32 protein-coding genes and 1 pseudogene are annotated in these 23211 nt (G+C 73.1%); 11 read left to right on the top strand and 22 right to left on the bottom strand.

What is annotated here, in order from left to right; translation table 11 throughout:
• Positions 1-39 precede the first annotated feature (39 nt).
• Both HHL19_RS10310 and HHL19_RS38075 read left to right on the top strand, forming a co-directional pair.
• Positions 40-714 (top strand): TetR/AcrR family transcriptional regulator, encoded by a 675-nt coding sequence (locus tag HHL19_RS10310; protein WP_169087956.1) that lies wholly within the window; start codon positions 40-42, stop codon positions 712-714.
• Positions 715-818: 104 nt separating this feature from the next.
• Positions 819-970 (top strand): annotated as a pseudogene (locus HHL19_RS38075) (FAD-dependent oxidoreductase); the annotation flags it as partial.
• Positions 971-1001: 31 nt separating this feature from the next.
• Here HHL19_RS38075 and HHL19_RS10300 read toward each other — a convergent pair.
• The 4 genes from HHL19_RS10300 to HHL19_RS10285 all read right to left on the bottom strand — a co-directional run bounded on the left by HHL19_RS10300 (position 1002) and on the right by HHL19_RS10285 (position 3899).
• Complete coding sequence (locus HHL19_RS10300) at positions 1002-1628, bottom strand: LysE family transporter (protein WP_169087954.1); 627 nt, start codon at positions 1626-1628, stop codon at positions 1002-1004.
• Positions 1625-1936 (bottom strand): DUF2087 domain-containing protein, encoded by a 312-nt coding sequence (locus HHL19_RS10295; RefSeq protein WP_169087952.1) that lies wholly within the window; start codon positions 1934-1936, stop codon positions 1625-1627. The genes HHL19_RS10300 and HHL19_RS10295 overlap by 4 nt, the downstream gene beginning before the upstream one ends.
• An 89-nt stretch (positions 1937-2025) precedes the next feature.
• Positions 2026-2304, bottom strand: coding sequence for a hypothetical protein (locus HHL19_RS10290; protein ID WP_169087950.1), 279 nt, complete (start codon positions 2302-2304; stop codon positions 2026-2028).
• Positions 2305-2459: 155 nt separating this feature from the next.
• Entirely contained in the window at positions 2460-3899 is a 1440-nt protein-coding gene (locus tag HHL19_RS10285; RefSeq protein ID WP_169087948.1) for an MFS transporter, read from the bottom strand.
• A gap of 214 nt (positions 3900-4113) precedes the next feature.
• Here HHL19_RS10285 and HHL19_RS10280 point away from each other — a divergent pair, with 214 nt between their 5' ends.
• Positions 4114-4791 carry a hypothetical protein gene (locus tag HHL19_RS10280; RefSeq protein WP_206324736.1) on the top strand — a complete coding sequence of 226 codons (678 nt, stop codon included), beginning with the start codon at positions 4114-4116 and terminating at the stop codon, positions 4789-4791.
• A gap of 30 nt (positions 4792-4821) precedes the next feature.
• On the opposite strand, the gene HHL19_RS10275 is transcribed toward HHL19_RS10280, so the two are convergent.
• The 12 genes from HHL19_RS10275 to HHL19_RS10230 form a co-directional block, all read right to left on the bottom strand.
• The gene (locus HHL19_RS10275) at positions 4822-5298 is read right to left on the bottom strand and encodes a GNAT family N-acetyltransferase (RefSeq protein ID WP_169087946.1); all 477 of its coding nucleotides are present in this window, start codon (positions 5296-5298) and stop codon (positions 4822-4824) included.
• A complete protein-coding gene (locus HHL19_RS10270) occupies positions 5295-6179 on the bottom strand; it encodes a hypothetical protein (RefSeq protein WP_169087944.1) in 885 nt (294 codons plus the stop codon). The genes HHL19_RS10275 and HHL19_RS10270 overlap by 4 nt, the downstream gene beginning before the upstream one ends.
• Positions 6095-6793 (bottom strand): DUF6875 domain-containing protein, encoded by a 699-nt coding sequence (locus tag HHL19_RS10265; RefSeq protein WP_169087942.1) that lies wholly within the window; start codon positions 6791-6793, stop codon positions 6095-6097. The genes HHL19_RS10270 and HHL19_RS10265 overlap by 85 nt, the downstream gene beginning before the upstream one ends.
• A complete protein-coding gene (locus tag HHL19_RS10260) occupies positions 6790-7200 on the bottom strand; it encodes a hypothetical protein (protein WP_240981525.1) in 411 nt (136 codons plus the stop codon). Before HHL19_RS10260 ends, HHL19_RS10265 begins: the two co-directional genes overlap by 4 nt.
• A 181-nt stretch (positions 7201-7381) precedes the next feature.
• The gene (locus HHL19_RS10255; RefSeq protein ID WP_169087940.1) at positions 7382-7597 is read right to left on the bottom strand and encodes a hypothetical protein; all 216 of its coding nucleotides are present in this window, start codon (positions 7595-7597) and stop codon (positions 7382-7384) included.
• Positions 7579-7767 (bottom strand): hypothetical protein, encoded by a 189-nt coding sequence (locus tag HHL19_RS10250; protein WP_169087938.1) that lies wholly within the window; start codon positions 7765-7767, stop codon positions 7579-7581. The genes HHL19_RS10255 and HHL19_RS10250 overlap by 19 nt, the downstream gene beginning before the upstream one ends.
• A gap of 33 nt (positions 7768-7800) precedes the next feature.
• Positions 7801-8634, bottom strand: a complete 834-nt coding sequence (locus HHL19_RS10245; protein WP_169087936.1) for a helix-turn-helix transcriptional regulator — start codon at positions 8632-8634, stop codon at positions 7801-7803.
• Complete coding sequence (locus tag HHL19_RS10240; protein WP_346768277.1) at positions 8631-9161, bottom strand: DUF6879 family protein; 531 nt, start codon at positions 9159-9161, stop codon at positions 8631-8633. Before HHL19_RS10240 ends, HHL19_RS10245 begins: the two co-directional genes overlap by 4 nt.
• Positions 9148-9366: a hypothetical protein gene (locus tag HHL19_RS10235; RefSeq protein WP_240981592.1), complete on the bottom strand. Its 219-nt coding sequence runs from the start codon at positions 9364-9366 to the stop codon at positions 9148-9150. Before HHL19_RS10235 ends, HHL19_RS10240 begins: the two co-directional genes overlap by 14 nt.
• Before the next feature lie 150 nt (positions 9367-9516).
• Complete coding sequence (locus HHL19_RS38475) at positions 9517-9738, bottom strand: DUF6879 family protein (RefSeq protein ID WP_346768300.1); 222 nt, start codon at positions 9736-9738, stop codon at positions 9517-9519.
• A 56-nt stretch (positions 9739-9794) separates the two neighbouring features.
• A complete protein-coding gene (locus HHL19_RS38470; protein WP_346768299.1) occupies positions 9795-10124 on the bottom strand; it encodes a DUF6879 family protein in 330 nt (109 codons plus the stop codon).
• A gap of 16 nt (positions 10125-10140) precedes the next feature.
• Positions 10141-10401 (bottom strand): winged helix-turn-helix domain-containing protein, encoded by a 261-nt coding sequence (locus HHL19_RS10230; protein ID WP_169087934.1) that lies wholly within the window; start codon positions 10399-10401, stop codon positions 10141-10143.
• Between the two features lie 148 nt (positions 10402-10549).
• Here HHL19_RS10230 and HHL19_RS10225 point away from each other — a divergent pair, with 148 nt between their 5' ends.
• Positions 10550-10900: a hypothetical protein gene (locus HHL19_RS10225; RefSeq protein ID WP_169087932.1), complete on the top strand. Its 351-nt coding sequence runs from the start codon at positions 10550-10552 to the stop codon at positions 10898-10900.
• 348 nt (positions 10901-11248) lie between these two features.
• Positions 11249-11446, top strand: coding sequence for a hypothetical protein (locus tag HHL19_RS10220; RefSeq protein ID WP_169087930.1), 198 nt, complete (start codon positions 11249-11251; stop codon positions 11444-11446).
• A gap of 222 nt (positions 11447-11668) precedes the next feature.
• Here the strand turns inward: HHL19_RS10220 and HHL19_RS10215 are convergent, their stop codons facing one another.
• Together HHL19_RS10215 and HHL19_RS10210 are read right to left on the bottom strand one after the other, a co-directional pair.
• Positions 11669-11941: a DUF4031 domain-containing protein gene (locus HHL19_RS10215; protein WP_169087928.1), complete on the bottom strand. Its 273-nt coding sequence runs from the start codon at positions 11939-11941 to the stop codon at positions 11669-11671.
• A 49-nt stretch (positions 11942-11990) separates the two neighbouring features.
• Entirely contained in the window at positions 11991-12347 is a 357-nt protein-coding gene (locus tag HHL19_RS10210) for a hypothetical protein (RefSeq protein ID WP_031015735.1), read from the bottom strand.
• Positions 12348-12460: 113 nt separating this feature from the next.
• Between HHL19_RS10210 and HHL19_RS10205 the strand changes: the two genes are divergently transcribed.
• The 3 genes from HHL19_RS10205 to HHL19_RS10195 all read left to right on the top strand — a co-directional run bounded on the left by HHL19_RS10205 (position 12461) and on the right by HHL19_RS10195 (position 16050).
• Positions 12461-13381, top strand: a complete 921-nt coding sequence (locus HHL19_RS10205; protein ID WP_169087926.1) for a MurR/RpiR family transcriptional regulator — start codon at positions 12461-12463, stop codon at positions 13379-13381.
• A gap of 50 nt (positions 13382-13431) precedes the next feature.
• A complete protein-coding gene (gene murQ / locus HHL19_RS10200) occupies positions 13432-14379 on the top strand; it encodes an N-acetylmuramic acid 6-phosphate etherase (protein ID WP_169087924.1) in 948 nt (315 codons plus the stop codon).
• Positions 14380-14478: 99 nt separating this feature from the next.
• Positions 14479-16050, top strand: a complete 1572-nt coding sequence (locus HHL19_RS10195; RefSeq protein WP_169087922.1) for a PTS transporter subunit EIIC — start codon at positions 14479-14481, stop codon at positions 16048-16050.
• A gap of 83 nt (positions 16051-16133) precedes the next feature.
• Here HHL19_RS10195 and HHL19_RS38465 read toward each other — a convergent pair whose 3' ends face one another.
• Positions 16134-17153, bottom strand: coding sequence for a LuxR C-terminal-related transcriptional regulator (locus HHL19_RS38465; protein WP_169087921.1), 1020 nt, complete (start codon positions 17151-17153; stop codon positions 16134-16136).
• 120 nt (positions 17154-17273) lie between these two features.
• Here HHL19_RS38465 and HHL19_RS10185 point away from each other — a divergent pair, with 120 nt between their 5' ends.
• Both HHL19_RS10185 and HHL19_RS10180 read left to right on the top strand, forming a co-directional pair.
• Positions 17274-17462, top strand: coding sequence for a hypothetical protein (locus tag HHL19_RS10185; protein WP_169087919.1), 189 nt, complete (start codon positions 17274-17276; stop codon positions 17460-17462).
• 100 nt (positions 17463-17562) lie between these two features.
• Positions 17563-18288, top strand: a complete 726-nt coding sequence (locus HHL19_RS10180) for a transporter substrate-binding domain-containing protein (protein WP_169087917.1) — start codon at positions 17563-17565, stop codon at positions 18286-18288.
• Positions 18289-18305: 17 nt separating this feature from the next.
• On the opposite strand, the gene HHL19_RS10175 is transcribed toward HHL19_RS10180, so the two are convergent.
• The 3 genes from HHL19_RS10175 to HHL19_RS10165 all read right to left on the bottom strand — a co-directional run bounded on the left by HHL19_RS10175 (position 18306) and on the right by HHL19_RS10165 (position 22051).
• Positions 18306-19295: an NAD-dependent epimerase/dehydratase family protein gene (locus HHL19_RS10175; RefSeq protein ID WP_169087915.1), complete on the bottom strand. Its 990-nt coding sequence runs from the start codon at positions 19293-19295 to the stop codon at positions 18306-18308.
• 95 nt (positions 19296-19390) lie between these two features.
• Positions 19391-20770 (bottom strand): FlgD immunoglobulin-like domain containing protein, encoded by a 1380-nt coding sequence (locus HHL19_RS37160; protein WP_169087913.1) that lies wholly within the window; start codon positions 20768-20770, stop codon positions 19391-19393.
• Between the two features lie 72 nt (positions 20771-20842).
• The gene (locus tag HHL19_RS10165) at positions 20843-22051 is read right to left on the bottom strand and encodes a hypothetical protein (protein WP_169087911.1); all 1209 of its coding nucleotides are present in this window, start codon (positions 22049-22051) and stop codon (positions 20843-20845) included.
• A gap of 403 nt (positions 22052-22454) precedes the next feature.
• On the opposite strand from HHL19_RS10165, the gene HHL19_RS10160 reads away from it, so the two are divergent.
• A complete protein-coding gene (locus tag HHL19_RS10160) occupies positions 22455-23201 on the top strand; it encodes a class I SAM-dependent methyltransferase (RefSeq protein WP_169087910.1) in 747 nt (248 codons plus the stop codon).
• Positions 23202-23211: the final 10 nt, after the last annotated feature.

Here is a 23211-nt window from a genome sequence, read left to right as displayed (position 1 = left end):
GTGCGCCCCTCCCGTGCCGCTCACCGCTAGGACGTATCCATGGCCGTCAGCAAGGACGTCCTCGCCGCGTACGGGATCCCCGTCATCCCCGATCCCGCCGACGCGGCCTCCCGCAAGCGGCAGGCGATCATCGACGCCGCGCTGACGGAGTTCCTCGCGGAGGGGTACTCGGCGGCGTCGATGGACGCGATCACCGCCCGGTCCGGGGTGTCGAAGGCGACGATCTACAAGCACTTCGGCAGCAAGGAGCGGCTGTTCCTCGCGGTCGTCGGCGGGATACTCCCGAAGACGTACGCGGACCTGGAGCCGACGAACTCGACCGTCGCCGCCGCCCCCGACCTGCGCGCCGCCCTGGTGCGGCTGACGACGGACTGGGCGCGGATCCTGCTGCGGCCGGACATCATGTCGCTGCGGCGGCTCGTCATCGGCGAGATCGACCGCTTCCCGCAGCTGGGCCAGCTCTGGTACCGCGTCAGCTACGACATGAACAACGGCCCGCTCGTCGAGGCCTTCACCGAGCTGGACGCCCGCGGGGTCCTCGACGTGCCGGACCCGAAGCTGGCGGTGCAGCAGCTCGTCGCGGCGACGGTCGGGGTGCCGCAGCTCGTGCGGACCTTCTCGCCGGAGGCGGAGATCGACGACGCCGAGCTGGAGCGGACGATCGCCTCGGGAGTGGACCTGTTCCTGGCCCGGTACGCGGCCACCGGCGCCTGACACGCACCTTCGCGCCGCACTTCCTGGGGGGCGACACTTCCCCGGAGGCGACACCTCCTGGAGGCGACACCTCCTGGAGGCGACGAGATGGCACCACCCTTGCGCGTCCTCGTCCACGGCGGCGCGCTTGTGGGTGCAGGCGCTGTCCCGCGCGGTCCTCGAGCAGGAGACGGGCACGCCCACGACGCCCGGGGAGGACGAGCTCCTGAAGATCGGTGTCCCGGGCGCCGCGCACGTCCTCGTACAGCCGTACTGAGCCGTGCTGAGCCGTACTGAGCCGTACTGGATCACCCCCGGGCCGCCAGGCCCACCGCCAGGACGGCGATCAGGGCGCTCGACGCCAGGCCCGTGAGGAGCCGGGCGCGGGGGCCCGTGAGGGCGTGGCCGAGGAGGGTGCCGGTGGCGGCGAGCAGCAGCTGCCAGCTCGCCGAGGCGGCGAAGGCCGCGGCGACGAAGACGGCCGCCTGGGCCGGGCCCGTCGTCGCGTGGCCGCCGAGGACGAGGGCCGTGAAGTACAGGACCGTCATCGGGTTCAGGATCGTGATGCCGAGGAAGGTCCAGAAGGCCCGGTGCGGCGCCGTCACCGGCCGGTCCTCCGCCGGGGTCCCGGCGCGGTGGGCGCGGTGGGCGCGGAGCGCGGTACGGGCCGAGGCCGCCGCGAGGGCCAGCAGGACGAGGACGGACGCCCAACGCAGGGGCGTCGCCACCGGCGCGAGGAGCGGCACGAGCGCGGCCCCGCCGGCGACCGCGACCAGGGCGTACACCCCGTCCGCCGCCGCGATGCCGAGCGCCGCGCCCGCCCCCGTACGCCACGGGCCGCGGGCCGCGACCGCCACCAGGTGCGCGCCGACGGCGCCCACCGGGACCGCGATGCCGTAGCCGGCCAGCAGGCCGGCCACCGCCGCGCCGGTCACGCGACGGCGGGGGTCGCACCTCCGGGGAACGGGGCCGTCCGCTGTCGGTGGTAGGCCGCGCCGTCCTTCGTCCGGGCGAGGAACCCGCCGACGACGAGGTAGCGGCGCAGGGCCGGGTAGTCCTCGTGGACGGTCTTGAGCGCCTCGTTGACCTCGGACTCGCGGTAGACGCGGCCGGACTCGAAGAGGGTCTCGGCGAGGTGCGCGAGGAGCGCCTCGCGGCGGGCCGGGCGCCGCGGGATCGCGACGAGCCGCCCGTCGGCGGCGAAGAGGTCCGCGACGGGGCGCGGGGAAGGATGACTGGTCATGGGGGGTAAGGGTGTCGGCCGGTCTCCTTGCCCGCAAAGGGTTTTCGGGCGCCGGTGGGCGCCGGTGGGCTCCGGCCGCGTCAGCCGCGTCAGCGGAGCATGATGTTCACCGCGTCCTGGAAGGTCGGCAGGATCGGCGGGAGGCCCTGCTCCTGGAAGATCGGGCGGGCCTTCGCCGCGAAGGCGAGGAAGTCCTCCTCCGAGTCCCAGAAGTCGACGATCCGCCAGCCTCCGGAGCCGTCCGGACCCGCCGCGTGGGCGAGGAAGCCCTGCGGGGGCCACCACTCGGCCTCCTTGAGGCGGCGGGTGGTGGACTCGTACTGCTCCTGGGTGCCGCCGGGGATCTCGACGGTGACGATGACGGCCATGCTGCTGCTCCCGTACGTGCGGGGGTGGGGTCCCGACCAGCTCACCCCCGTGCCGGAGCCACCGCACCGCGACGGGGACCGAACGGGCGAGCGCCCGCGCGCGCGAGGGGCCGCCCCGAATCGGGCGGCCCCTCGCGCGGGCGGGCGGGCACGGGTCAGACGGCGGCCTTCTCGCCGTCCGGGGCGGCCGACTGCGCCGGCGCGGTGGCCAGGGCCCCGTCGCTCTTCATCACCAGGAGGGTGACGACTCCGCCGACGGCGGCGATGACGGCCGCGCCGATGAAGGCGGCCGAGAAGCCCTCGGTGAGCTGGGGCAGGTTGCCGAGCCGGTCGGCGCCCTGCGACATGGCGACCGCGGTGAGGGCGGCGAGGCCGAGCGCGGAGCCGACGTTGTAGGTGGTGTTGACGATGCCGGAGGCGAGTCCGGCCTGCTCCTGCGGGGCGCCGGACATCGCGGCGACCATCGCCGGGATGTAGGCGAGGGACATGCCGAGCGCGGCGACGAGCGAGGCCGGCAGGACGTCGACGAGGAAGGTGCCGGTGGGCTCGACGGCGGCCAGCCAGACCAGTCCGGCGGCGAGGACCAGCAGACCGCCGCCGATGAGCGGCTTGGCGCCGACCTTCGCCATGAGGCGGGCGGTGACGGCCGTCATGAAGATCATGAGGAGCACGGTCATCGGGAGCAGCGCGGCGCCGGAGGCGAAGGCCCCGTAACCGAGGACCTGCTGGAGGTACAGGTTGAGGAAGTACCACATCGGGATCCACGCGGCGCCGAGCAGCGTCATCGCCAGGTTGGCGAAGCCGAGGCGCGGGACCCGCCAGACGCCGAGCGGCATGAGCGGCTCGCGGACGGACTTCTGGATCACCAGGAACAGGGCCAGGAGGACGGCGGCGCCGATCAGCTGGAGGATCGTGCCGGTGGAGCCCCAGCCGGCCTCGGGGGCGCGGACGACGGCGAAGACGGCGAGCGCGAGGCCGGCGGTGACGGCGGCGGCGCCGAGGACGTCGACGGCGCCGCGGCGGGATCCGACCTCCGGGAGGAGGCGGGTGGCGGCGAGGGTGGCCAGGCCGATCGGGATGTAGATGACGAAGACCCACTGCCAGGAGGCCCACTCGGTGAAGACGCCGCCGAGGAAGACGCCCGCGGTGCCGCCGGCCGGGGCGGCGGCGCCGTAGAGCGCCATCGCCTTGCCGAGCTCCTTCGGGTCGTGCATGAAGAGCATCATCAGGAGGGTCATCGCGGAGGGCGCGATGAGCGCGCCGCCGACGCCCTGCACGGCGCGGCCGGCGATCTCGACCCAGGCGGTCTGCGCGGCGGCGGCGAGGACCGAGCCGGCGATCATCACGGACCAGCCGGTGACGAAGATCCTGCGGGCTCCGACGAGGTCGGAGAGGCGTCCGCCGAGGAGCAGCAGGCCGCCGAAGACGATCACGTAGGCGTTGAACACCCACTGGAGCCCGCCCTGGGAGAAGCCCAGGTCCTTCTGCATCTCGGGGAGCGCGACCCCGATGATCGAGGTGTCCATGATGACCATGAACTGGGCGGTGGCGAGCACGAGGAGTGCCCACCAGCGCCGGGGGTTGACGTTCGACATCGCACTGCCCCTTCACTCGCCATTCACATACCCCCAGGGGGTACCTTCGCGGAGCACCGTAACATACCCATGGGGGGTATGTAAGCCCGAGAGGTGTACGCCCTCCGGCCGGCCTCCCGGAGGGGCTCGGGCCGGGCTTCCGGACGGGCTTCCGGACGGGCTTCCGCCGGGGTTCCGGAGGGGCTCCGGCCGCCCGGACGGGCAGAATGCGCCCATGACCGCAACCGAGGACAGCCCGACCGGCACCGGCGACCTCCTCCGGCGCTGGAACGCCACCCTGCTCGCCGCCCGCGCCGGCCGCGAGGGCCCCGACCCCGCCCCGTACGGCCGCGACCTGCTCGGCCGCTGGGCCGAACCGCAACGCCGCTACCACACCACCGCCCACCTGCGGGCGGTCCTCGACCGGATCGACGAGCTCACCGACCTGGGCGGCGAGGGCGGAGAGCTCGAACTCGTCCGCCTGGCCGCCTGGTTCCACGACGCCGTCTACCGCCCCGACCGCTCCGAGAACGAGGAACGCTCCGCCCACCTCGCCGAACGCGCCCTGACCGAAGCCGGGCTGACCGCCCACGAGGTCGCGGAGGTGGCCCGCCTGGTCCGCCTCACCGTCACCCACGACCCGGCCCCCGGCGACCTCAACGGCGAGACCCTCTGCGACGCCGACCTCGCCATCCTCGCCACCGACCCCGACACCTACCGGGGGTATGCGGCAGCAGTCCGCGAGGAGTACGCCTTCGTCCCCGACGACGCCTTCCGCGAAGGCCGCGCCACCGTCCTCCGCCACCTCCTCGCCCTCCCCCGCCTCTTCCGCACCCCGTACGGCGCGGCGGTCTGGGAGGAACAGGCCCGGGAGAACCTGGAGAAGGAACTCGCGGAGCTGACGGCGGACTGACGGCCCGCACGGAAGCGGACCGCCCGCACCTCACCGGCGTGGTACGACCATGCGGTACCTGCGGTACTCGACCATCCCGCCATACCAACCCGCCCGTGTGAAGCCCGACTTCTCCAGGACCCGGCCGGAGGCGTGGTTGGCCGGGTGGTGCTTGGCGCCGAGGGAGGTGAATCCCCCGGCGCCGAAGGCGAACGAGACGAGGTCCCGGACGGCGCTCGTCGCGTGGCCGCTCCCCCAGCTGTCCTCCCGCAGGACATAGCTCACGCGCCCGTGCCCGCCCGGCCGGCGGCCGAGCTTCGCGACGCCGACGAGGTCGCCGTCGACCTCCACGCCGAGGACGTACTGGACCACCGGATCGGCCGCAGCCCCCTCCCGTGCCCGCGCCACATACTCCACGGCCTCCCGCTCGCCCATCTCGGCCCGTCCGAGAAAGGCCAGGGCGGCCCCGCTGTAGACGCGGCGGACCGCCGGGGCGTCATCGGCGGTCAGTGGGCGCAGCCTGGTCATCGGGTGAGCATTCCGGCGACCGCGGCGGCCGTGGGGCGATCTCCGGGCGCAGGAGCGAGGCACTCAGAGATCACCTCCTCGAACCCAGGGAAGTTCCAGGGCCGGATCTTCGAGAGCGGGACGAGGGCACCTTCGGCGATGGTCGCCAGCTTCACCGCGCGGGCGTCACCCTCCTCGTACGCGACCGGGCGCCGCCCGGTCCAGCACCAGTACAGCGACGCACCGAGCCCCCACACGTCGGCCTCCGGAGTGGCCCGTACGTGGGTGTCCCCCGGGGTCGCAAGGACGGCGGCCGCGATCTCGGGGGCGGTGGTGTGCGTGAGAGCCCCCCGGTAGGGAAGGCGCGGGCCGCCGTCGGGGCCGCAGGCGAGGGCGTAGTCGATGACCTCCGCCCGCCCGTCGGCCGCGACCAGGGTGTTGGTGGGCTGGACGTCCGCGTGAGCCCACCCGACGGCATGCATCCGGGCCAGGCACCCGGCCCACGTCCGGGCGACGTCGAGCAGCCACGGCCGTGCACCTGGCCCTTCCCCGGCCCGCGCGGGGGCGAACGCCTCCCACACCGGCCGGCCGTCGACCCACCGCACCGCGAGCCACCGCCCGCCCTCCCACACGCCCGCGTCCACCCGATACCCGGGGCACAGTGCTCCCGCCTCGGCGAGCCGCGCGAGGTGAACATCCTCCTGCGCCAGTTCCGCGGCCTTCTCCCGCGCCCCGTCGCCGTGAGGGTCGTTCGCCTTCAGCGCGACGGCTCCCCGGGGGCCGTACACCTTCCAGGCCCGCGAGCCACGCCGGTCGCTCAGGAGCCGCGTTCGAAGGGGTTCGCCGAGAAGGCCCTTGAGGCAGTGCACCGCTTCGTCCGGGGGAGGAATCGCTTCGTCCACGTACGGATCTCCTGCCAGTCGTAGGGGATGCCCTCGAAGACATCACGGCCGTCGTCGTCGGCCACGGCAAGTGCGGCGGCCAGATCGGGAGTCGAGCGGAGAAGCCGGGGATCACGCCGCCGGACGGCTGCCCGCACGGGAAGGAACGAGGCCGGAGCAACCGGCAGACGATCGCCTGCCCGCGATGTCTCCTCCTCACCCTCGTGGAACTTGCCGACCATGATCCCGACCGGGCCGTACAGGTTCTTGAGGGCCCAGTGCGGCCATGCCAGCAGGTCGCGGTGCCCCGTCCCGGGCACCTCTCCCAGGAGCACGACGTTCTCGCACCGCAAAGCCCCCTGGGGCTGACGGATCAGGGACCGTAACCGCTCGGCGGCCCCGACCCCGGCGTGGAACAGCTCCGCCTCCACCGCGCCCGCGTCACCGTCGACTCGGTAAACGGTCCACGTGGTCAGCCCTCGATCCACCGAGGGGGCCAGATACGGACAGTGCGCCGTCATCCGCCGCACGTACCCGGAGACGTCCACGGACCACGGCCGGACGGCGCCGGCCTCGACGAGGTGGAGCGCCCCGGCGGTCGGCCGGGACGCTCCGCCGACGCGCGCGAGGGTCACCGGCCGCCGGGCACGGCGTCGTCGCCGTCCCCGGTGGTCGGGGTGCAGTCCCACTCGGCCACGACCCGGCCGGTCTCCCGATAGCGGGCCAGCGCCGCGTCGTCCAGGCGCCCCTCCTCGTCGGTGAACCAGATCTCCGGCAGCGGGCCGTACGCCTCCTCGTACGCCGCCACCCAGCCGATCGGCCCTCCGCCCTTCACCTCCCGGTGCCCGAGGACCGCCCCGGCGTGCCCGGTACAGAAGTCCGCGTACTCCGGGGTGGCGAGCATCCGGTGCCACACGGCGTCCACGGCCCGCGAGAACATCTCGGCGGCCCCCTCTCCGCGCGCGAACCGCCGCCCGGCGACCGCCAGAAACCGGCCGAGTTCGCGGCGCTCGATCATGGTGGGCCTCTTGGTGTCCCTCATGTGGTGCTCCTTCCGACGGGGTTCCGTGGTCTCGTGGGTGCCGCGCAGAGCGAGGGTGTGGGGAGTGGGGCCGTGCCCTCGCTCGACGGGTTGGCGTAGCCGCACCGGGTGCAGGCGTACCGGCCGTTCACCCCGAGGGTCCTGCGTCCGCAGCGGCCGCAGTCGTGTGTGGTGATCGCGCCTACAGACGGGTGGTGAGCGTGTCCGGAGGCGCCTGCCACTCCCTGCCGCCCTTCTCCGGCGCCAGGAACGCCGTGCGACGGATCCGGCGTTCGGAGGGCATGACGGCCGGGTCCTCGTGGTCGGGGATCACGTCCCGGAGGACGCCGACGCGTCCGTACGCGTCCCGGACGAGCCGCCCGACGTCCTCGGGGCCGATCACGACGGCCGCGGGCACGTGGCGCCCGTGTGCTGGTAGGCGACGTTCGTACGGACCCCGGGGTCCGTCCCGGACACGAACTCGCGCCGCACCCGCTCGTCCGGCCGGATCGGCCGCTCGCACCGCCGGCACGTGTGCCCCGACGGGGCGTGGGTGCCGTACTCGTCCGTGATGCTGATGGTTGCCATGCCGTCCAGATTCGTCGCCGGGACGACGTCGATCTAGAGGCTTTCCTGTTGCCGCAAGAGTTCGTCCCGGACACGTTCGACCAGGGCCCGCATGGGGTCGCCGTAGAGGGCGACGGCTGCGAATCGATCGAAGGTCTCCGAGTAGAGCTGCACGTCCTTCGGATCGGTGGTGGTGATCTCCGAGTGGAACGTCTCCACGATGACCAGCCGATCGTCGTGCAGGCTGAAACAGGTCATGGGGAAGTCGGGCATGCGAGCGCCTGCCGGAACAAGTCCCATGGAGACGTTGGGAAGTCGGGACACGGAGACGAGCCGGTCCAGTTGCAACGCCAGGATCGTGGGCTCGCTGATCAGCCACCGCAGGACGTGCTCGCAGATCAGGAAACGAAACGCGCGACCGGGCTCGTGCAGCACGGCCTGTCGCTCGATGCGTGCCGCGACCGTGCGGCCGCGGGTCTCCTCCGGCAGCGCCGGCGGCAGGCTGAACACCGCGTTCATGTACTCCGGGGTCTGGAGCAGTCCCGGGATGAGCTGCCCTTGAAACAGCCGGAGCGTCTCGGTGCTCGCCTCGATGGCTTTGATGGTGTTCTGGTGCTTCCACGGCCCCATACGACGCAGTAGGCGCCATGCCGTGGCCTCGGTGGCCTCCGCACGAGCGGCGGTCAGGAACTCGCTCTTCACCGCGTCGGAGACGCCGAGCGCTGTGAGGATCAGGTCCACGTCCTGGACCGACGGCCGAACCTTCTCGTTCTCGATCTTCGAGAGCTTCCCGGCGGACATGGAAGCCCGACGGGCCACGGCGTCACCGGTGAGACCGGATGACTCCCGCAGTGCCCGTAGGGCTCGTCCGACAGACTGGGGACTCAACGCCGGGTGTGCCGCTCCCAGTAGTCCGCGAACGGGACGGCGGCGGCCAGCGCTCGGTCGCGGTGGCCCTGGTACTCCGGGAGTCGGTCGGCGGGCAGAAGCTCACCGCCTACGAACGCCCCTTCCGGGGTGTAGTGCATCCGGTACACGTCACGGTCGTCGAACAGCCAGAAGTCGTGATCCGGCAGACCATCCGCCGACTGCTCGGCACGGTCGATGATTCCGATGGACTCACCAGCCTTGATGTTGCCCGGGTAGGCGGCGAGCTCGTAGCGCAGGTAATCCGTCCAGGGAGACGTGAGCACGTGCACGCGGGACACTCGCTTGCCCTTGCCGGTCATGGACCGCACCCACGGGTTGTCGTCCCACTCGGGCCCCATGTACTCCCCCGCGAGGAAGCGGGCGATCTCTTCCTGCTCCTCGGCCACGTCATACGTGTCGAGCGTTTCGAGCCGGAACGCGGTGCGTTCGAAGCTGTCGAAGAGCCTGCCGAACTCCTCACCGGTCAGGAGATCAGGCACGGGCACGGAAGTACTCCTCCAGGACGGCGGCGGGGACGCGCACGGCGGATTCCCCCGCTGGCAGGCCGAGTTGTGCCAGTTCGGCCGAATCAGTGATCACATAGCCCTGCACGACATAGTCGCCGGTCTCCGTCCTCGCCCACAGAGTCGGGCACGTCCCGTTCTTGCAGTCCGGGTCACCGGAAAGCTTGACCAGCGGTTCGGCAGTCACGTCTTCCCCCTCTGTTGTCGGGTTGCCCGTTCATGGTTCCGGCCGGTGGTGATCACGGTCAAGCGATCCGGCTTTCCACAACGGGAAAGGCCGCGCGGCGCGACGCTCACGCACCGACGTACTCCAGGAGGCCCCAAGTCCCGAGCCGGTTCACTCGGCGTGCTCGGCCCACCAGTCAGCGAACGGTACGGCGTGCGCCAAGGCCGTGTCCCTGTGCCCGGTGTACGTGGGGCCGTGATCGTCCGCCAGCACCTCGGCGCCGGCGAACCCGCCGTCGTCCGTGTAGCACAGGGGCACAGCCGTCGCGGAGTCGAAGAGCCAGAAGTGCCCCGTGTTCTCCAGGGGGTTGCTCCGATCCGTGACGTCGAGGATGAAGAACTCCTACCCAGCCGTCGCGTTCGCGACGTACCCCCAGCCGAGTTCGAACCTCAGGTACGGGGTGAGGTGGCTTGGTTCACTTCAAGCAGCAGCGTTTGTCTGCCGGTTTGAGCAACAGTTGGCGATCTTGAGGCTCGTGGATGTTCACGAGAAACACCCGTGAACAAAGCCAGGGTGAGAGGGCGGCGGAGGACGTGGACGCGGTAGACCCCGCGCCCCGACCGGGTCCACGCCCCGACCTCGTCGAGCCGGTCGGCGTTGTAGTCGTCCGGCACCGTCTCGCCGTCGAGGAACCGCCGGTAGGCGTCCATGTTGCCGGAGCGGTTGTAGTCGTCCAGCGCCTCCGGCCGGAATGCCTCCCGCCGGATGCCGTCGAACAGGTCCCCAAGGGTGCGGTCAGTCAGCGGCGGACTCGCCGGCCCCGGGCTCGTCGGCCGACGGCAGCGGGTCGGACGCGTACGAGCCCTTATGCGGAAGCGTCTCGATCAGTCCGCGCTCGCGCAGGTCCCGCAGGGCGCGTCCGATGGTCCTGTCCGCGACGCCGTGCGCTTCGGCGAGGCGCACGATGCCGGGCAGGGCGCCGCCGGGTGGGACGCGGCCTGACCGGATCTCTTCCTCGATGGTGCGTGCGATGCGCTGCCACTCGTACTCGGCCATGCCTCCAGCTTCGCGCGGTGTACCGAGTTCCACATCGCCAGCACATGGTGCACCGAAGGCCGCCATGGTCTACCGCGGTACATCACAAAGGTGCCCCCGCGGCCGTTGGAGCGGCCCGGGGGCGCGACCACCAACCCTGTGGAGGTTGATGACGGTGAGCATTATCCATGCCTTGTTGCGCCTGCTGCTGAAGGCGTTCAGGCCGCCCGGTTCCCGACGGCGGGTCTGCGCCCCGCCCAACGCCCCGGCTCCTGTCCAGCAGGCGCTGGTACGGAGCCCGACCGTACGGCCCCGGTCCCCGTACGGGCTCATGGACACGCTCGACGGGGAGGGGACCGCCCTCGTCCGCCCCTACCTGCTCGCTTACGAGCGGCAGGAGCGGCAGGAGGAGCGGGCCGCTCGGCAGCTCTGGCGGCGGGTCAGTCTCGTACTGGCGACGGATTTCGGGGTCGACCTGGATACGCGGGATGTGCACGCGGTGGGGGTGGCGGCGTGGTGAGCGAGGCGTCCGGCCGGAAGCCTGTACGGATGTGCGTGCGGTGTCATCAGGTCACCGACGCGCCCGTGACCGTGGCCGAGGTGCATCAGAGTTCCGGGCCCGGGTGGAACGTGTACGCGTGCCCGGAGTGCGCGCCGCACTTTCCGCCGCTGCCCGACGTACTCGGCCTTCTCCAACGAGGCAAGGGTCACCCGTCGTAGGGCGGGAGCATTCCGCTACGCCTCCGCCGGGCGGCCTTTCGGTCGGCGGAGGCACCGGAACAGCACCGGGACAAGCGCAGCAGCCGCGTGCCAGACTGGATTGCGGAGTCCCATACGCGGGGAGCGCGACGAACGGGAGGGTCGGCCGATGAGCGCAGCGGAGATCGAGTACCCGATCCATCCGGCCCCGCGGCCGAGGGTCTCGGTGGAGGAGCTCCTCGCGGCCAAGAACGTGCAGCCGATCCGGGCCCTGGACGACCTGAAGGCCGACACTTTCGCGTCCAACGAGGAGGTGGAGGAGTTCATCTCCTTCACCTACGCCGAGCGCCACCGCGACCTCGTCTGAGCTGCCGCGATGCAACCCGTCGTCCTCGACACCGATGTCGCTTCCCGTCTCCACAAGGGCACACTCACCGGCCCGCTGGAAACCGGCTGTTCGGCCGCCGCTCGCTGATCCCCTTCGTCACCTACGGCGAACTCACCAGGTGGGCCGAGGTCCGTGACCGGGGCAGGCCGATCTCCCGCTGGCGACCTTGAACCTCAAGGCCTACGCGGCAGCCCCTCGCCCCTACCCCTCCGCCGGGCGCCCCTTCGGACGCCGTAGACCGGCTTTCGTCAGGCGGCGGAGGAGTTCCTTGGAGCCGACCGGGATCGCGCCGGCGGCGAGCGTCTTCTCGTACCAGTCGGAGGGGATGTCGTAGTGGTCGCGGTCGAAGCCTCGGGCGGGGGCGCCGAGGGCTGCGGCGAAGGTGTGGAGTTCCTCGAAGGAGGTGTCGCTGATCAGGTGGGACCACATGCGGCCGTGGCCCGGCCAGGTCGGGGGGTCGATGTAGAGGGTCATGGGCGGAGCCCCGTACCGGCCGGAGCCGTACCCCCGCCCGCGCCGCTCCTCACGTCAGGCCGCCCACCCGGGCCACCACCACGCCCTGCTTGCCGCAGACCCAGTGGGGGTCCGGGCCCAGTTCCGGTTCGACGTCGAGGGCGTGGGGGTCGCCGGAGGAGCAGACGGGGCAGAGGGGCCAGCGGCCGTAGGCCTCCAGGAGGGCGTCCTGGACGTCCTGGGCGACGAGGCCGGCGACGTACTCGACGCCCTCGGGCCACTGCTCGACCCACCACCGGCGGTGCGTCACCGCGTCCTCCACCATCGACACGACCTGGGCGGCGGCCACGTCACGGGCCGCGAGGTCGGCCAGCACCAGTGCGCGAGCGGCGTGCAGCGCCTGCTCCACGGGGTCGATGTCGTCCATGGGGCCATTGTCCCCCGGCCGTCCCCGGAAGGACCAAGGGCCTTCCCGTCCGGGACCCGGAGGGAACGCGCGGGGGGTTGTCCCGCCGCACGGGCTGAAAGTATCTTTCAAGTGTGACCAATGATGTGAAGGAAACTTTCAGCGGTGAGGCGCCTCCCGCCCCCGCCGCCCTCGCCGCCAAGGTGCGGACCCTCTCCCCTTCCATGACCCGCTCCATGCAGCGGGTCGCCGAGGCCGTCGCCGGGGACCCCGCCGGGTGCGCCGCCCTCACGGTCACCGGTCTCGCCGAGCTGACCGGCACCAGCGAGGCCACCGTGGTCCGCACCGCGCGGATCCTCGGCTACCCGGGCTACCGCGACCTGCGGCTCGCGCTCGCCGGGCTCGCCGCCCAGCAGCAGTCGGGGCGGGCCCCCTCCGTCACCGCCGACATCGCCGTCGACGACCCCGTCGCCGACGTCGTCGCCAAGCTCGCCCACGACGAGCGGCAGACCCTCGCCGACACCGCCGCCGCGCTCGACACCGTGCAGCTCGGCGCCGTCGCCGCCGCCTGCGCCACCGCCCGCCGGATCGACGTGTACGGCGTCGGCGCCTCCGGTCTCGTCGCCCAGGACCTCGTACAGAAGCTGCTGCGGATCGGGCTGATCGCCCACGCCCACGGCGACCCGCACCTCGCCGTCACCAACGCCGTGCAGCTCCGCCCCGGCGACGTCGCCCTCGCCATCTCCCACTCCGGCTCCACCGGCGACGTCATAGAACCGCTCCGGGTGGCCTTCGAGCACGGCGCCACCACGGTCGCGATCACCGGCCGCCCCGACGGCCCCGTCAGCCAGTACGCCGACCACGTGCTGACCACCTCCACCGCCCGCGAGAGCGAGCTCCGGCCGGCCGCCATGTCGTCCCGTACCAGTCAACTCCTGGTCGTGGACTGCCTGTTCACCGTCATCACCCAGCGTACGTACGAGACCGCGGCCCCCGCCCTCGCCGCCTCGTACGAAGCCCTCGCCCACCGGCACTCGCCCCGAACCACCCGCTGACACCCAGACCGTGAAGCCGACACCACGACCGTGAAGCCGACACCACGACCATGAAAGAGCAGCCGCCCGTGTCCACCACGTACTCCGAGCTCCGCGCCCAGCTGGCCACCCTCACCACCGAGGCGTTCCGCCCCGAACTGGCCGAGATCGACCGGCTGTCCACCCTGGAGATCGCCCGCACCATGAACGGCGAGGACCGGTCCGTTCCCACCGCCGTCGCCCGCGAGCTCCCCGCCATCGCCGCCGCCATCGACGCGACCGCCGAGCGAATGGCGCGCGGCGGGCGCCTCCTCTACCTGGGCGCCGGCACCGCCGGGCGGCTCGGCGTCCTCGACGCCAGCGAGTGCCCGCCCACCTTCAACACCGACCCCTCCCAGGTCGTCGGCCTGATCGCGGGCGGCCCCACCGCCATGATCCAGGCCGTCGAGGGCGCCGAGGACTCCAAGGAACTGGCCGCCGCCGACCTCGACGCGCTCGGCGTCGGCCCCGACGACACCGTCGTCGGCATCTCCGCCTCCGGCCGCACCCCGTACGCCATCGGCGCCGTCGAGCACGCCCGGAGCCTCGGCGCGCTCACCATCGGGCTCTCCTGCAACCCGGACAGCGCCCTCGCCGCGGCCGCCGAGCACGGCATCGAGGTCGTCCCCGGGCCCGAACTCCTCACCGGCTCCACCCGGTTGAAGGCGGGCACGGCCCAGAAGCTCGTCCTCAACATGATCTCGACGATCACCATGATCCGCCTGGGCAAGACCTACGGGAACCTCATGGTCGACGTCCGCGCCTCCAACGAGAAGCTCCGGGCCCGCTCGCGCCGCATCGTCGCGCTCGCGACCGGCGCCCCCGACGAGCAGATCGAGGCCGCGCTCGCCGCCGCCGAGGGGGAGGTGAAGAACGCCATCCTGATCATCCTCGCCGGCGTCGACGCCGCCACCGCGGCGCAGCGGCTGAAGGACTCCCACGGCCACCTGCGTGCGGCGCTGCACGCGACCACCCCCTGAGCCGCCCCCGCCTCCCCCCGCCCCCGCCTCCGCCCCCGTACCGAAGGCACCACCCCCGTCCCGAAGGCACCACCCCCGCACCGAAGGCACCACCGCACCATGAGCACAGACGACAAGAACCGCGCCATCGCCGCCGCGATCCTCCCCCTCGTCGGCGGCGCCGGGAACATCTCCTCCGTGGCCCACTGCATGACCCGCCTCCGGCTGGGTCTGCGCGACCGCTCGCTCGTCCGGGACGAGGCCCTCAAGGCCCTGCCGGCCGTGATGGGCGTGGTGGAGGACGACACGTACCAGATCGTCCTCGGCCCGGGCACGGTCGCCCGCGTCACCCCCGAGTTCGAGGCCCTGGTGGCCGAGGGAGCCGCGGAGGCCGCCCCCACGCACTCCGCCGAGGAGCTGGCCGACAAGGGCGCCGCCCTCAAGGCGGCCCGGAAGGCGAAGAACGCGACCCCCTTCAAGCTCCTCCTCCGCAGGATCGCGAACATCTTCGTCCCGCTGATCCCCGCCCTCATCGGCTGCGGCATCATCGCCGGCCTCAACGGCCTGCTCGTCAACCTCGGTCGGCTGCCCGGCGTCACCCCGGCGCTCGCCGCCATCGCCAGCGGCTTCATGGCCCTCATCGCGGTCTTCGTCGGCTTCAACACGGCGAAGGAGTTCGGCGGCACGCCGATCCTCGGCGGCGCGGTCGCCGCCGTCATCGTCTTCGCGGGCGTCGCCAAGGTCGAGGTCTTCGGGCAGACGCTCTCGCCCGGCCAGGGCGGCGTCCTCGGCGCGCTCGGCGCGGCCGTCCTCGCCGTGCACGTCGAGAAGTGGTGCCGCAGGTGGGTGCCCGAGTCCCTCGACGTCCTCGTCACCCCCACCCTCACCGTGCTCGTCTCCGGCCTCGTCACCGTCTACGGCCTGATGTTCGTCGCGGGCGAGATCTCGCAGGGCATCGGCGACTTCGCCGACTGGCTCCTCGCGAACGCGGGCGCCGGCGCCGGCTTCCTCCTCGGCGGCCTCTTCCTGCCGCTGGTGATGCTCGGCCTCCACCAGGCCCTCATCCCCATCCACACCACCCTCATCGAGCAGCAGGGCTACACCGTCCTCCTCCCGATCCTGGCGATGGCGGGCGCGGGCCAGGTCGGCGCGGCCATGGCCGTCTACCTGAAGCTGCCCCGCAACGGCTCCATCCGCCGCACCATCAAGTCCGCCCTCCCGGCCGGCTTCCTCGGCGTCGGCGAACCCCTCATCTACGGCGTCTCCCTCCCCCTGGGCCGCCCCTTCGTCACGGCCTGCGTCGGCGGCGCGTTCGGCGGCGGCTTCGTCGGCCTCTTCAACATGCTGGGCGACAAGGTCGGCTCCACCGCGATCGGCCCGTCCGGCTGGGCGCTCTTCCCGCTCCTGGACGGCGACAAGGGCCTCGGCACGACCATCGCGATCTACGCGGGCGGCCTGATCGTCGGCTACGTCGCCGGCTTCGCCGCCACCTACTTCTGGGGCTTCAGCCGCGAGCTGATCGAGGAGTTCGACGTGGACACAGCAGCGGGGACGGAGGCGGGGACGGCCTCAACGCCGGTGGCCGCCGGGACGCACAGCGCCGGCCCCGAGCCCGAGCCTGACTCGGATCCGGACTCGGATCCGGAGCCGGACTCGGATCCGGATCCGGAGCCGGAGCCCGTGAAGGTCTGACGCATCCACGAAACGCTTCTGTACGACTCCGAAGGACAAGGCCCCGCCCCCGCGCACGTCTCGCGGGCGCGGGGCCCCGGGCGTCAGTCCAGCCAGCCCTTCTCGTGCGCGAGGAGCGCCGCCTCCACCCGGTTCGCGGCGCCCAGGCGGCGGGTGACCGCGGCCAGGTGCTTCCGGTAGGTGCGTACGGACATGCCGAGGCGCCGCGCCGCCGTCTCGTCCTTGTCGGCCTCCCGCAGCATCGCCAGGACCGACCGCTCGACGTCCGACGGCGGTTCGGCGGCCTCGCCGGGCAGCTCCTCCGCCGCCTCCCACATCCGTTCGAAGAGCGTGACGAGGGTCGCCACCAGGCCCGGCTCGCGGACCAGGAGGGCGCCCCGTGCGGTGTGGGACGGGTCGATCGGGGTGAGTGCCGCCGAGCGGTCGACGACGATCATCCGCTCGACCGGCTGCCGCGCCACCCGCACCTCCGCGCCGTGCGCGACGAGTTCCCGCATGTACGCGAGCGTGGCCCGGTCCCGGAGCAGTCCCGCGCCCATCAGCGTGCGCAACCGCACCCCGCGGCGCAGCAGCCGCATGTTGATGGGGTGCGAGAAGGCGATGGACTCCTCGGTGAGGACGCCGGTGGGCTCGGTGGTCAGGTCCTCGCCGCGGGCGAAGAACGTCAGCTCGTCGATGGCCTCGCGGACGGCGTCGACTCCGTGCAGGGTGACGATCGTCCCGCCGGCCCCCGCGCCCCCGCTGCCCCCGCTGCCCCCGCTGCCGCCACTGCCGTCGGCCTGCGGCGGTACGGCGGGCCGGGACTCCGCGAAGAGCGTCTCGACGACCGCGTGCCGCGCGGCCTCGGCCTCCAGCTCCTCCCGCACGGCGCGCAGCCGCCGCTCGACGAGGGCGTCGACGGCACGTGCCGGCGGAACGGCCCGTACCGCTCCGTCCGCGCCCTCGGTGGCGAGGCCGAGCACGAGCAGCCGCGCGACCGCCGCCTCGGACGGGCCCGGACCGGACGAATCGGCCGGGCCCGGACCGGAGGCGCGGCGGAGCATCGCCCGGTAGGCCTCCTCCTCTTCCCCGCTCACCCCGAGGAACGCGAGCACCTTCCCCACCCGCTCCCCCTTCCTCGCGGTGCAGCATCCGGAACACCGGCCCGCAGCAAGCTGCGCGCGTGCGGCCCACCGCGGACCCTCGTGTCACGGCAGAGTCTTCCGCATCAGGAAAGGAGCCCCATGTCCCACTCCCCTTCCCCGACCACCCCGACCACCCCGTTGTCCCTTCTCGCTCTCCTCGCCGCCCTCGCCTGCGCCGAGATCGTCCTGGTGACCGGGGACGCTTCCGACGGCGTCCGCTACGGCGGCGGCGCGGTCCTGCTGGCCGCCATCCTCGCCGTCGTGCACCGGATCGCGAAGGCCCGTTAGGCCGCCGCCGTCCGGTCGACGACGAGGACCCGCCGGCCGTCCCGCAGGACCGGAACCAACCGCCCCGACGGAAGCGGACGCCCCCCTAGACTCCGCAACCATGACGACCACGCACCACGACCTCGCCGCGATCGCCGCCGACCTCGCCCCCACCGGCACCCTGCGGGCCTCCGTCAACCTCGGCAACCCGGTCCTCGCCCAGGGCACCCCGGAAGCCCCCGGCGGCATCACGGTCGACCTCGCCACGGAGATCGGCCGACGCCTCGGCCTCCCCGTGGAGACGCTCTGCTTCGACGCGGCGCGCAAGTCGTACGAGGCGATGGCGGACGGCCGCGCCGACCTGTGCTTCCTCGCGATCGACCCCGCGCGAGAGAAGGAGGTCGCCTTCACCTCCCCGTACGTCGTCATCGAGGGCGTGTACGCGGTCCCCCGCGACTCGCCGCTCGTCACCGTCGAGGACGTCGACGCCCCCGGCGTCCGCGTCGGCGTCAAGCAGGGCTCGGCGTACGACCTCCACCTCACCCGCACCCTCGCCCACGCGACCGTCGTCCGCGGCGCGGAGGGCGTCGACGTCTTCCGCACCCTGGACCTGGAGGCCGGCGCCGGCATCCGCCAGCCGACCGCCGCCTATGTCGCCGCCCACCCCGAAGTCCGCCTGATCGACGGCCGCTTCATGGAGATCCGCCAGGCCGTCGGCACCACGACGGCCCGGACCCCCGAGACGATCGCCTACCTCACCGCCCTGGTGGAGGACCTCAAGAAGAACGGCTTCGTCACCGACGCCCTCCACCGCTCGCACCAGGACCCGGCCCTGGTGGCACCGTAGGACCGCGAGAGGTCCGCCTACTCCTCCAGCAACCCCAGCAGTTCGGCCTCCCGCTCCACGCTCAGCCCCGCCCGGCGCTCCCGGTCGAGGCCCTGCTCCCGTTCCCAGGCGAGGGTGTCGGCGATCAGTTCGGCGCGGGGGCGGTGGCGGAGGCCGGCGGCGGACGCGGCGGCGCCCGAGCGGGCCTGGAAGCCGCTCCAGTCCTCCGCCACGATCCACAGGGGCAGCGACTCGGGCCCCATGAACTCCCCGACGCCCTGCTCCAGGAGCCAGGACGACGGGGCCGGTACGACGGGGCCGTGGTGGCCGGCGGCCTGGCGGGAGAGTGCGATCCACTCGCCGAGGGGCACGTTCGGGCCCACCGTGTCGTACGCCCCGGTCAGACCCTTCTCGGCCGCGTCCAGGATCCAGTCGACGAGGTCCCGCACGTCGACGACGCGGGTGGGCAGCCCGGGCTCGTCCGGCACGAGCAGCGGCGCCTCCGGGTCCCGGGCGGCGCGGGCCGCCCAGTAGCCGGTGCGGCAGCTGACGTCGCCGGGCCCGCCGATGAGCCCGGCCCGGGCGACGAGCAGCCGGTCCCCGACGGCGGCGGCGGACACCCGCTCGCAGGCGGCCTTCGCCTCCCCGTACAACTCCCGGTCGACCTCGTCGAGTTCGGTGGGCGTCATGAGGGCGGCCGACTCGTCGGCCCCGATCTCGGCCTGCGAGGCGTACACGTTCCCGGACGACACGTACGTCCAGTGCCGGGCCCGCTCCCCGAGCGCCGCCAGCGCCCCCTTCACGAACCCCGGCTGCCACGACACCTCGACCACGGCGTCCCAGTCCCGCCCGGCCAGCGCGTCGTACGCCCCCGGCTCCCGCCGGTCCGCGACGACCAGCTCGGCCCCCTCGGCCACCTCGCCGCTCTCCCCGCGCGCGAGGCACGTCACCGCGTGCCCCCGCTCCAACGCCCGCCGCGACACCTCACGGCCCACCCAAGCGGTCCCGCCCAGCACCAGAATCTCCATGCGCACAGTCGACCACCGAACGCCCCGCCCCGGGAAAGAAGTTCGCCGTCGGCGCACCGAGTGCGCCGACGGCGAACGAAGAGCGGAAGGACCCGCTAGAACAGGCCCTTGAACGTGTTCCAGCCGCCGGTCCCGATCAGCACCCGGCCGCCGTACGCACCGGTCCCGGTCGAGGAGTACCGGTACAGCTTCCCGTCCGTCGTCCGCACGAGCAGATCCGCCCGCCCGTCCCCGGACACGTCACCGGCCCCGACGAGCGCCGAGTACACACCCCAGCCACCGCCAACCTTCACCCGCGACGAGACACCGCCCGTCCCGGTCCCCCGGTACAGCGACATCGCCCCGGCCGTGTCCATCGCCAGCAGATCACCGAAACCGTCGTCCCCGGCCATGTCCCGCCACACGGCGGCGGCACCGGACACGGCCACGCCGCCGGAGACCGTCAGATCGGCGCCATGCCCGTCGGCGGGCTTCACGGTGAGGCTCCAGGCGTACGCCCCGTTGGCCACGTACTTCCCGGCCCCGTCCTTCCCGTCCCACGAGGGCGCCACGATCCCGCGGGCCTCGCCACCGGTCAGCGTCCGCACGGTCTTCCCGCTCGCCTTGTGCCTGAGCGTGAGCGTCCACGAGGAGCCCGGCTTCGACAGCCACCAACGCGGCTTCCAGGCACCGGACCTGATGTCGGCGGCGGGGGTGTCGGCGTCGATGGCGGTGAGCCGGCTGGTGACACCGCCGAGGCCGGTGACGCGGACCGCCTGCGCCCTGTCGATGAAGGCGATGCCTCCACCGAAGCGGTCCAGCGACCACCACCGGCCGTCGTGGTCCTCCCCGTCGTAGGGCAGGGCGCCGAGCTCGTGCCCCTCCGACTCGCCGGACCGGACGTCCTCCGCGTAGAGCATCGATTCGCCGCCCAGGACCTGGTAGGCCACGAAGCCGTCGCCGAGATGGAGGGGCTCGTACGTGGCCCGGATCCAGACCGACGTGCGTTTCTCCCGGTCGTGGATCACCACGGCCCTGGCGTCGCCCGCGCACCGCGCGGAGATCCACTTGCCGACGACCTCCAGGGCGGTGAACCGGCAGCTGGTGCCGAGATCGGCGGTCGCGACCGTCGCGCCGGTGCGCACGTCGACCCCGGTGACCTTGCCGTCGGTCGCGGACATCGTCCACAACTGGCCGCCCCACAGGGCCTGGTTCTCGTTCGTCGAGTCGCGGAGCACCGCGCCCGTCTCGACGTCGGCGACGGTCGAGCGGACGGCGCCGGCGGCGTACGCGAGGAAGTGGACGTACCGTCCGGAGGCTCCGACGACGCTGAGCGGGTCCATCGCGTACGAGGCGCGGATCGTGGTGCTCCGGGTGACGCCGCCGGTGCCCGGAGTGGTCACGCGGGCCACGACGACGCAGTCCGTACAGGCGGTCTGCGTGTCGGAGGCGGCCCTGTTCACGGCGTCCAGGACGACCAGGCGGCCGTCACCCATGTCCGTCCACGGGCGCCCGTCGGTGCCGGACTTCCGGGTCGGCGGGCAGACCGCGGCGGTCGAGGCGGGGTCTCAGCTCCACGTGGCCGTGGCCGCGTGCGCACCGGTCGTGGCCAGGTCGTAGCCCTGGAGGAGGGTCTTGCCGTCGGGGGCGGCCGTCCTCGCCACCACGCGTCCCTGGGACAGGGTGACGTTCTCGCGCGCGAACGGCGCCCCGGCGGACAGGGCCCGCGTCACGACGGGCGCCCCTCCCGCCCCGGTGGCGACGCGCCGCACCTCCCACGGGCCGCTGCCCACGCGCCCCGTCACGTAGGCGGCACCGCCCGGACCGGGCACGATCCGGTCGCCGGCCCGGACGGTGACGCCGAGGTCGCGGGACTCCCCGCCGGCGAGCGGGACGGCGCGCAGGGAGGCGTACTCGCCGCCGTCGGCGGCCACCGGCAGGGCGGCCTGGACGACGAGCCAGTCGCCGACGAGCGCGAAGTGCGCCGGTGTGGCCGCGACGGCCTGCGGCAGCGTCACCTTCCGGCCGGGAGCCGCGAGGTCCGCGCGGGAGAGCACGACGACCTCGCTCGGCCTGGTCCCGCCGGCCAGGACGACCCGGCCGGCGTCGAGCGCGCCCCAGCGGATCTGGGTGGCGCCGGGCGGTGCGGGCAGGGGCGTGAGGGCGCCGGTCGCGAGGTCGAGGAGGACGGCGGTCTCGGCGCCGTCGGCGAGGTAGCTGAGCAGCACGTCGTCGCCGTCCTGGGCGAGGACCAGCGGCTGCGACGCGGCCCCGGGCAGGAGGGTCCTGAGGTCGGCCGGAGCGTTCTCGCCGTAGCCGAGCAGGACGAGGGTGACGCCGTCCCCGTCCGGCTCCGCCTGGACGAGCCGGCCGCCGGCGACCACGGGCAGCAGGCGGTCGGCGCCGCCCGGGACCCCTCGCACGGCATTGACGCCGGTCGCGAAGTCGTGGACCTGGGCGTAGTCGCCCGCGTCGACGCAGACGGACGTGTCACCGGTGGAGAAGGTGAAGAACGAGTCGCAGAACGGGGCGTTGGCCACGCGGTCGGCACTGAGGCTGCGCCAGCGCGTCTGGGACCCGCCGTAGCGGAACTGGACGCCGGTGCCCACGCCCTCGACGGTGCCGTCGGTCGCCTTCGACGGATCGGTCAGCGGAGGGATCGTCACCGCGTACGGCGCCGTGTCGGCTGCCGCCGCGACCGGTGGCGTGACGGCCGCGAGACCCGTGAGGGCCAGGGTCGCGCTCAGGGCGAGCGCGAAGGTTCTTCGGACGGACAAGAAAAGGGGGGTCTCCCCTCATGCGGAAAGGTCGATGGCGACAGGCTGGGGAGGGGCGCGGGAGGCCGTCGCGCGAGGGGCGCGTACGCCTGGCCGGGGTGCCGGCCCGATGCCCCCACCTGCCGGTGGCCGGATCGTACAGCCGAGCGAATCACCGCCGCCACGGGGGAGTGCCACGGCGCGGAGAACGTGCCCCGGCGGGGCCGCCACACGCCCCCTTCCCGGCCCCGGAAGGGCCCGTGAGGGCCCGCCGCGCGACCTCCGGGGGGACGCGCTCCGGCCCGGCCCCGCACCCCGTCCACGCCCCGCACAAGCCCTCCCCCCGCACCCCCAACCACCCACCTGACCTGGGCATTTACCCTCCCCACCCCTATCCTGGAACTCACGTCGAGAGGAGTTCCACATGGCAGGGACGGACCGCGGGATCCGCACGGTCGAGGACGTCATGGCACTGCTGGACGGGCTGTTCGCGCCCGCCGCCGACCGGTGGACGCGGGGCGGGGCGGACTGGTGGGACGGCTTCTACGCGGACCGGGACCGGCCGGTGCCGTTCTTCGTCCCGAAGCCGGACGAGAACCTGGTGTCGTACCTGGACCGGGGCCTGCTCCCGGCCGGCGGCCGGGCGCTCGACCTCGGCTGCGGACCCGGCCGCAACTCCCTCCACCTCGCCGCGCGCGGCTACGAGGTGGACGCCGTCGACCTCTCCGCGACCGCGATCCGCTGGGCGGCGGAACGGGTCGGGGAGGCGGGCGCGTCCGGGGTCCGCCTCCACCACGGCGACGCCTTCGCCCCCGGCACCGTCGAGGGCCCCTACGACCTCGTGTACGACTCCGGCTGCTTCCACCACCTCCCCCCGCACCGCCGCGTCACCTACCTCGCCCTCCTGGACCGCGTCCTCGCCCCCGGCGGCGCCTTCGCCCTCACCGCCTTCGCGGCCGGCGAGGGCGGCATGGGCTCGGAGCGCCCCGACGCCGACTTCTACCGCGAGGGCGCCCTGGAGGGCGGCCTCGCCTACACGGACACGTCCCTCCGCGCGATCTTCGCCGCCTACGAACCGGTCGGGGTCCGCCGCATGCGCCACCAGCCTCCGGACTCCCCGCACTTCGGCGAGGGCTTCCTCTGGACCGCCCTCTTCCGCCGCGACGCGTGAAAAAGGAGGC

It is taken from the genome of Streptomyces sp. R302, assembly GCF_012927245.1.
GTDB lineage: Bacteria > Actinomycetota > Actinomycetes > Streptomycetales > Streptomycetaceae > Streptomyces.
This window is presented reverse-complemented; position numbering and strand designations above follow the sequence as displayed.

Excerpts from the sequence above, each read along its gene's own strand:
- HHL19_RS10215 (WP_169087928.1), bottom strand. The coding sequence starts at position 11,941 with ATGACCCTCTACATCGACCCCCCGACCTGGCCGGGCCACGGCCGCATG.
- HHL19_RS37160 (WP_169087913.1), bottom strand. The coding sequence starts at position 20,770 with ATGGGTGACGGCCGCCTGGTCGTCCTGGACGCCGTGAACAGGGCCGCC.
- HHL19_RS10260 (WP_240981525.1), bottom strand. The coding sequence starts at position 7,200 with ATGAGGGACACCAAGAGGCCCACCATGATCGAGCGCCGCGAACTCGGC.
- HHL19_RS10180 (WP_169087917.1), top strand. The coding sequence starts at position 17,563 with ATGACGACCACGCACCACGACCTCGCCGCGATCGCCGCCGACCTCGCC.
- HHL19_RS10310 (WP_169087956.1), top strand. The coding sequence starts at position 40 with ATGGCCGTCAGCAAGGACGTCCTCGCCGCGTACGGGATCCCCGTCATC.
- HHL19_RS10285 (WP_169087948.1), bottom strand. The coding sequence starts at position 3,899 with ATGTCGAACGTCAACCCCCGGCGCTGGTGGGCACTCCTCGTGCTCGCC.
- HHL19_RS10175 (WP_169087915.1), bottom strand. The coding sequence starts at position 19,295 with ATGGAGATTCTGGTGCTGGGCGGGACCGCTTGGGTGGGCCGTGAGGTG.
- HHL19_RS10290 (WP_169087950.1), bottom strand. The coding sequence starts at position 2,304 with ATGGCCGTCATCGTCACCGTCGAGATCCCCGGCGGCACCCAGGAGCAG.
- HHL19_RS10210 (WP_031015735.1), bottom strand. The coding sequence starts at position 12,347 with ATGGACGACATCGACCCCGTGGAGCAGGCGCTGCACGCCGCTCGCGCA.
- HHL19_RS10160 (WP_169087910.1), top strand. The coding sequence starts at position 22,455 with ATGGCAGGGACGGACCGCGGGATCCGCACGGTCGAGGACGTCATGGCA.
- HHL19_RS10230 (WP_169087934.1), bottom strand. The coding sequence starts at position 10,401 with ATGGCCGAGTACGAGTGGCAGCGCATCGCACGCACCATCGAGGAAGAG.
- HHL19_RS10280 (WP_206324736.1), top strand. The coding sequence starts at position 4,114 with ATGACCGCAACCGAGGACAGCCCGACCGGCACCGGCGACCTCCTCCGG.
- HHL19_RS10295 (WP_169087952.1), bottom strand. The coding sequence starts at position 1,936 with ATGACCAGTCATCCTTCCCCGCGCCCCGTCGCGGACCTCTTCGCCGCC.
- HHL19_RS10250 (WP_169087938.1), bottom strand. The coding sequence starts at position 7,767 with ATGGCAACCATCAGCATCACGGACGAGTACGGCACCCACGCCCCGTCG.
- HHL19_RS10220 (WP_169087930.1), top strand. The coding sequence starts at position 11,249 with ATGAGCGCAGCGGAGATCGAGTACCCGATCCATCCGGCCCCGCGGCCG.
- HHL19_RS10225 (WP_169087932.1), top strand. The coding sequence starts at position 10,550 with ATGACGGTGAGCATTATCCATGCCTTGTTGCGCCTGCTGCTGAAGGCG.
- HHL19_RS10185 (WP_169087919.1), top strand. The coding sequence starts at position 17,274 with ATGTCCCACTCCCCTTCCCCGACCACCCCGACCACCCCGTTGTCCCTT.
- murQ (WP_169087924.1), top strand. The coding sequence starts at position 13,432 with ATGAAAGAGCAGCCGCCCGTGTCCACCACGTACTCCGAGCTCCGCGCC.
- HHL19_RS10195 (WP_169087922.1), top strand. The coding sequence starts at position 14,479 with ATGAGCACAGACGACAAGAACCGCGCCATCGCCGCCGCGATCCTCCCC.
- HHL19_RS10275 (WP_169087946.1), bottom strand. The coding sequence starts at position 5,298 with ATGACCAGGCTGCGCCCACTGACCGCCGATGACGCCCCGGCGGTCCGC.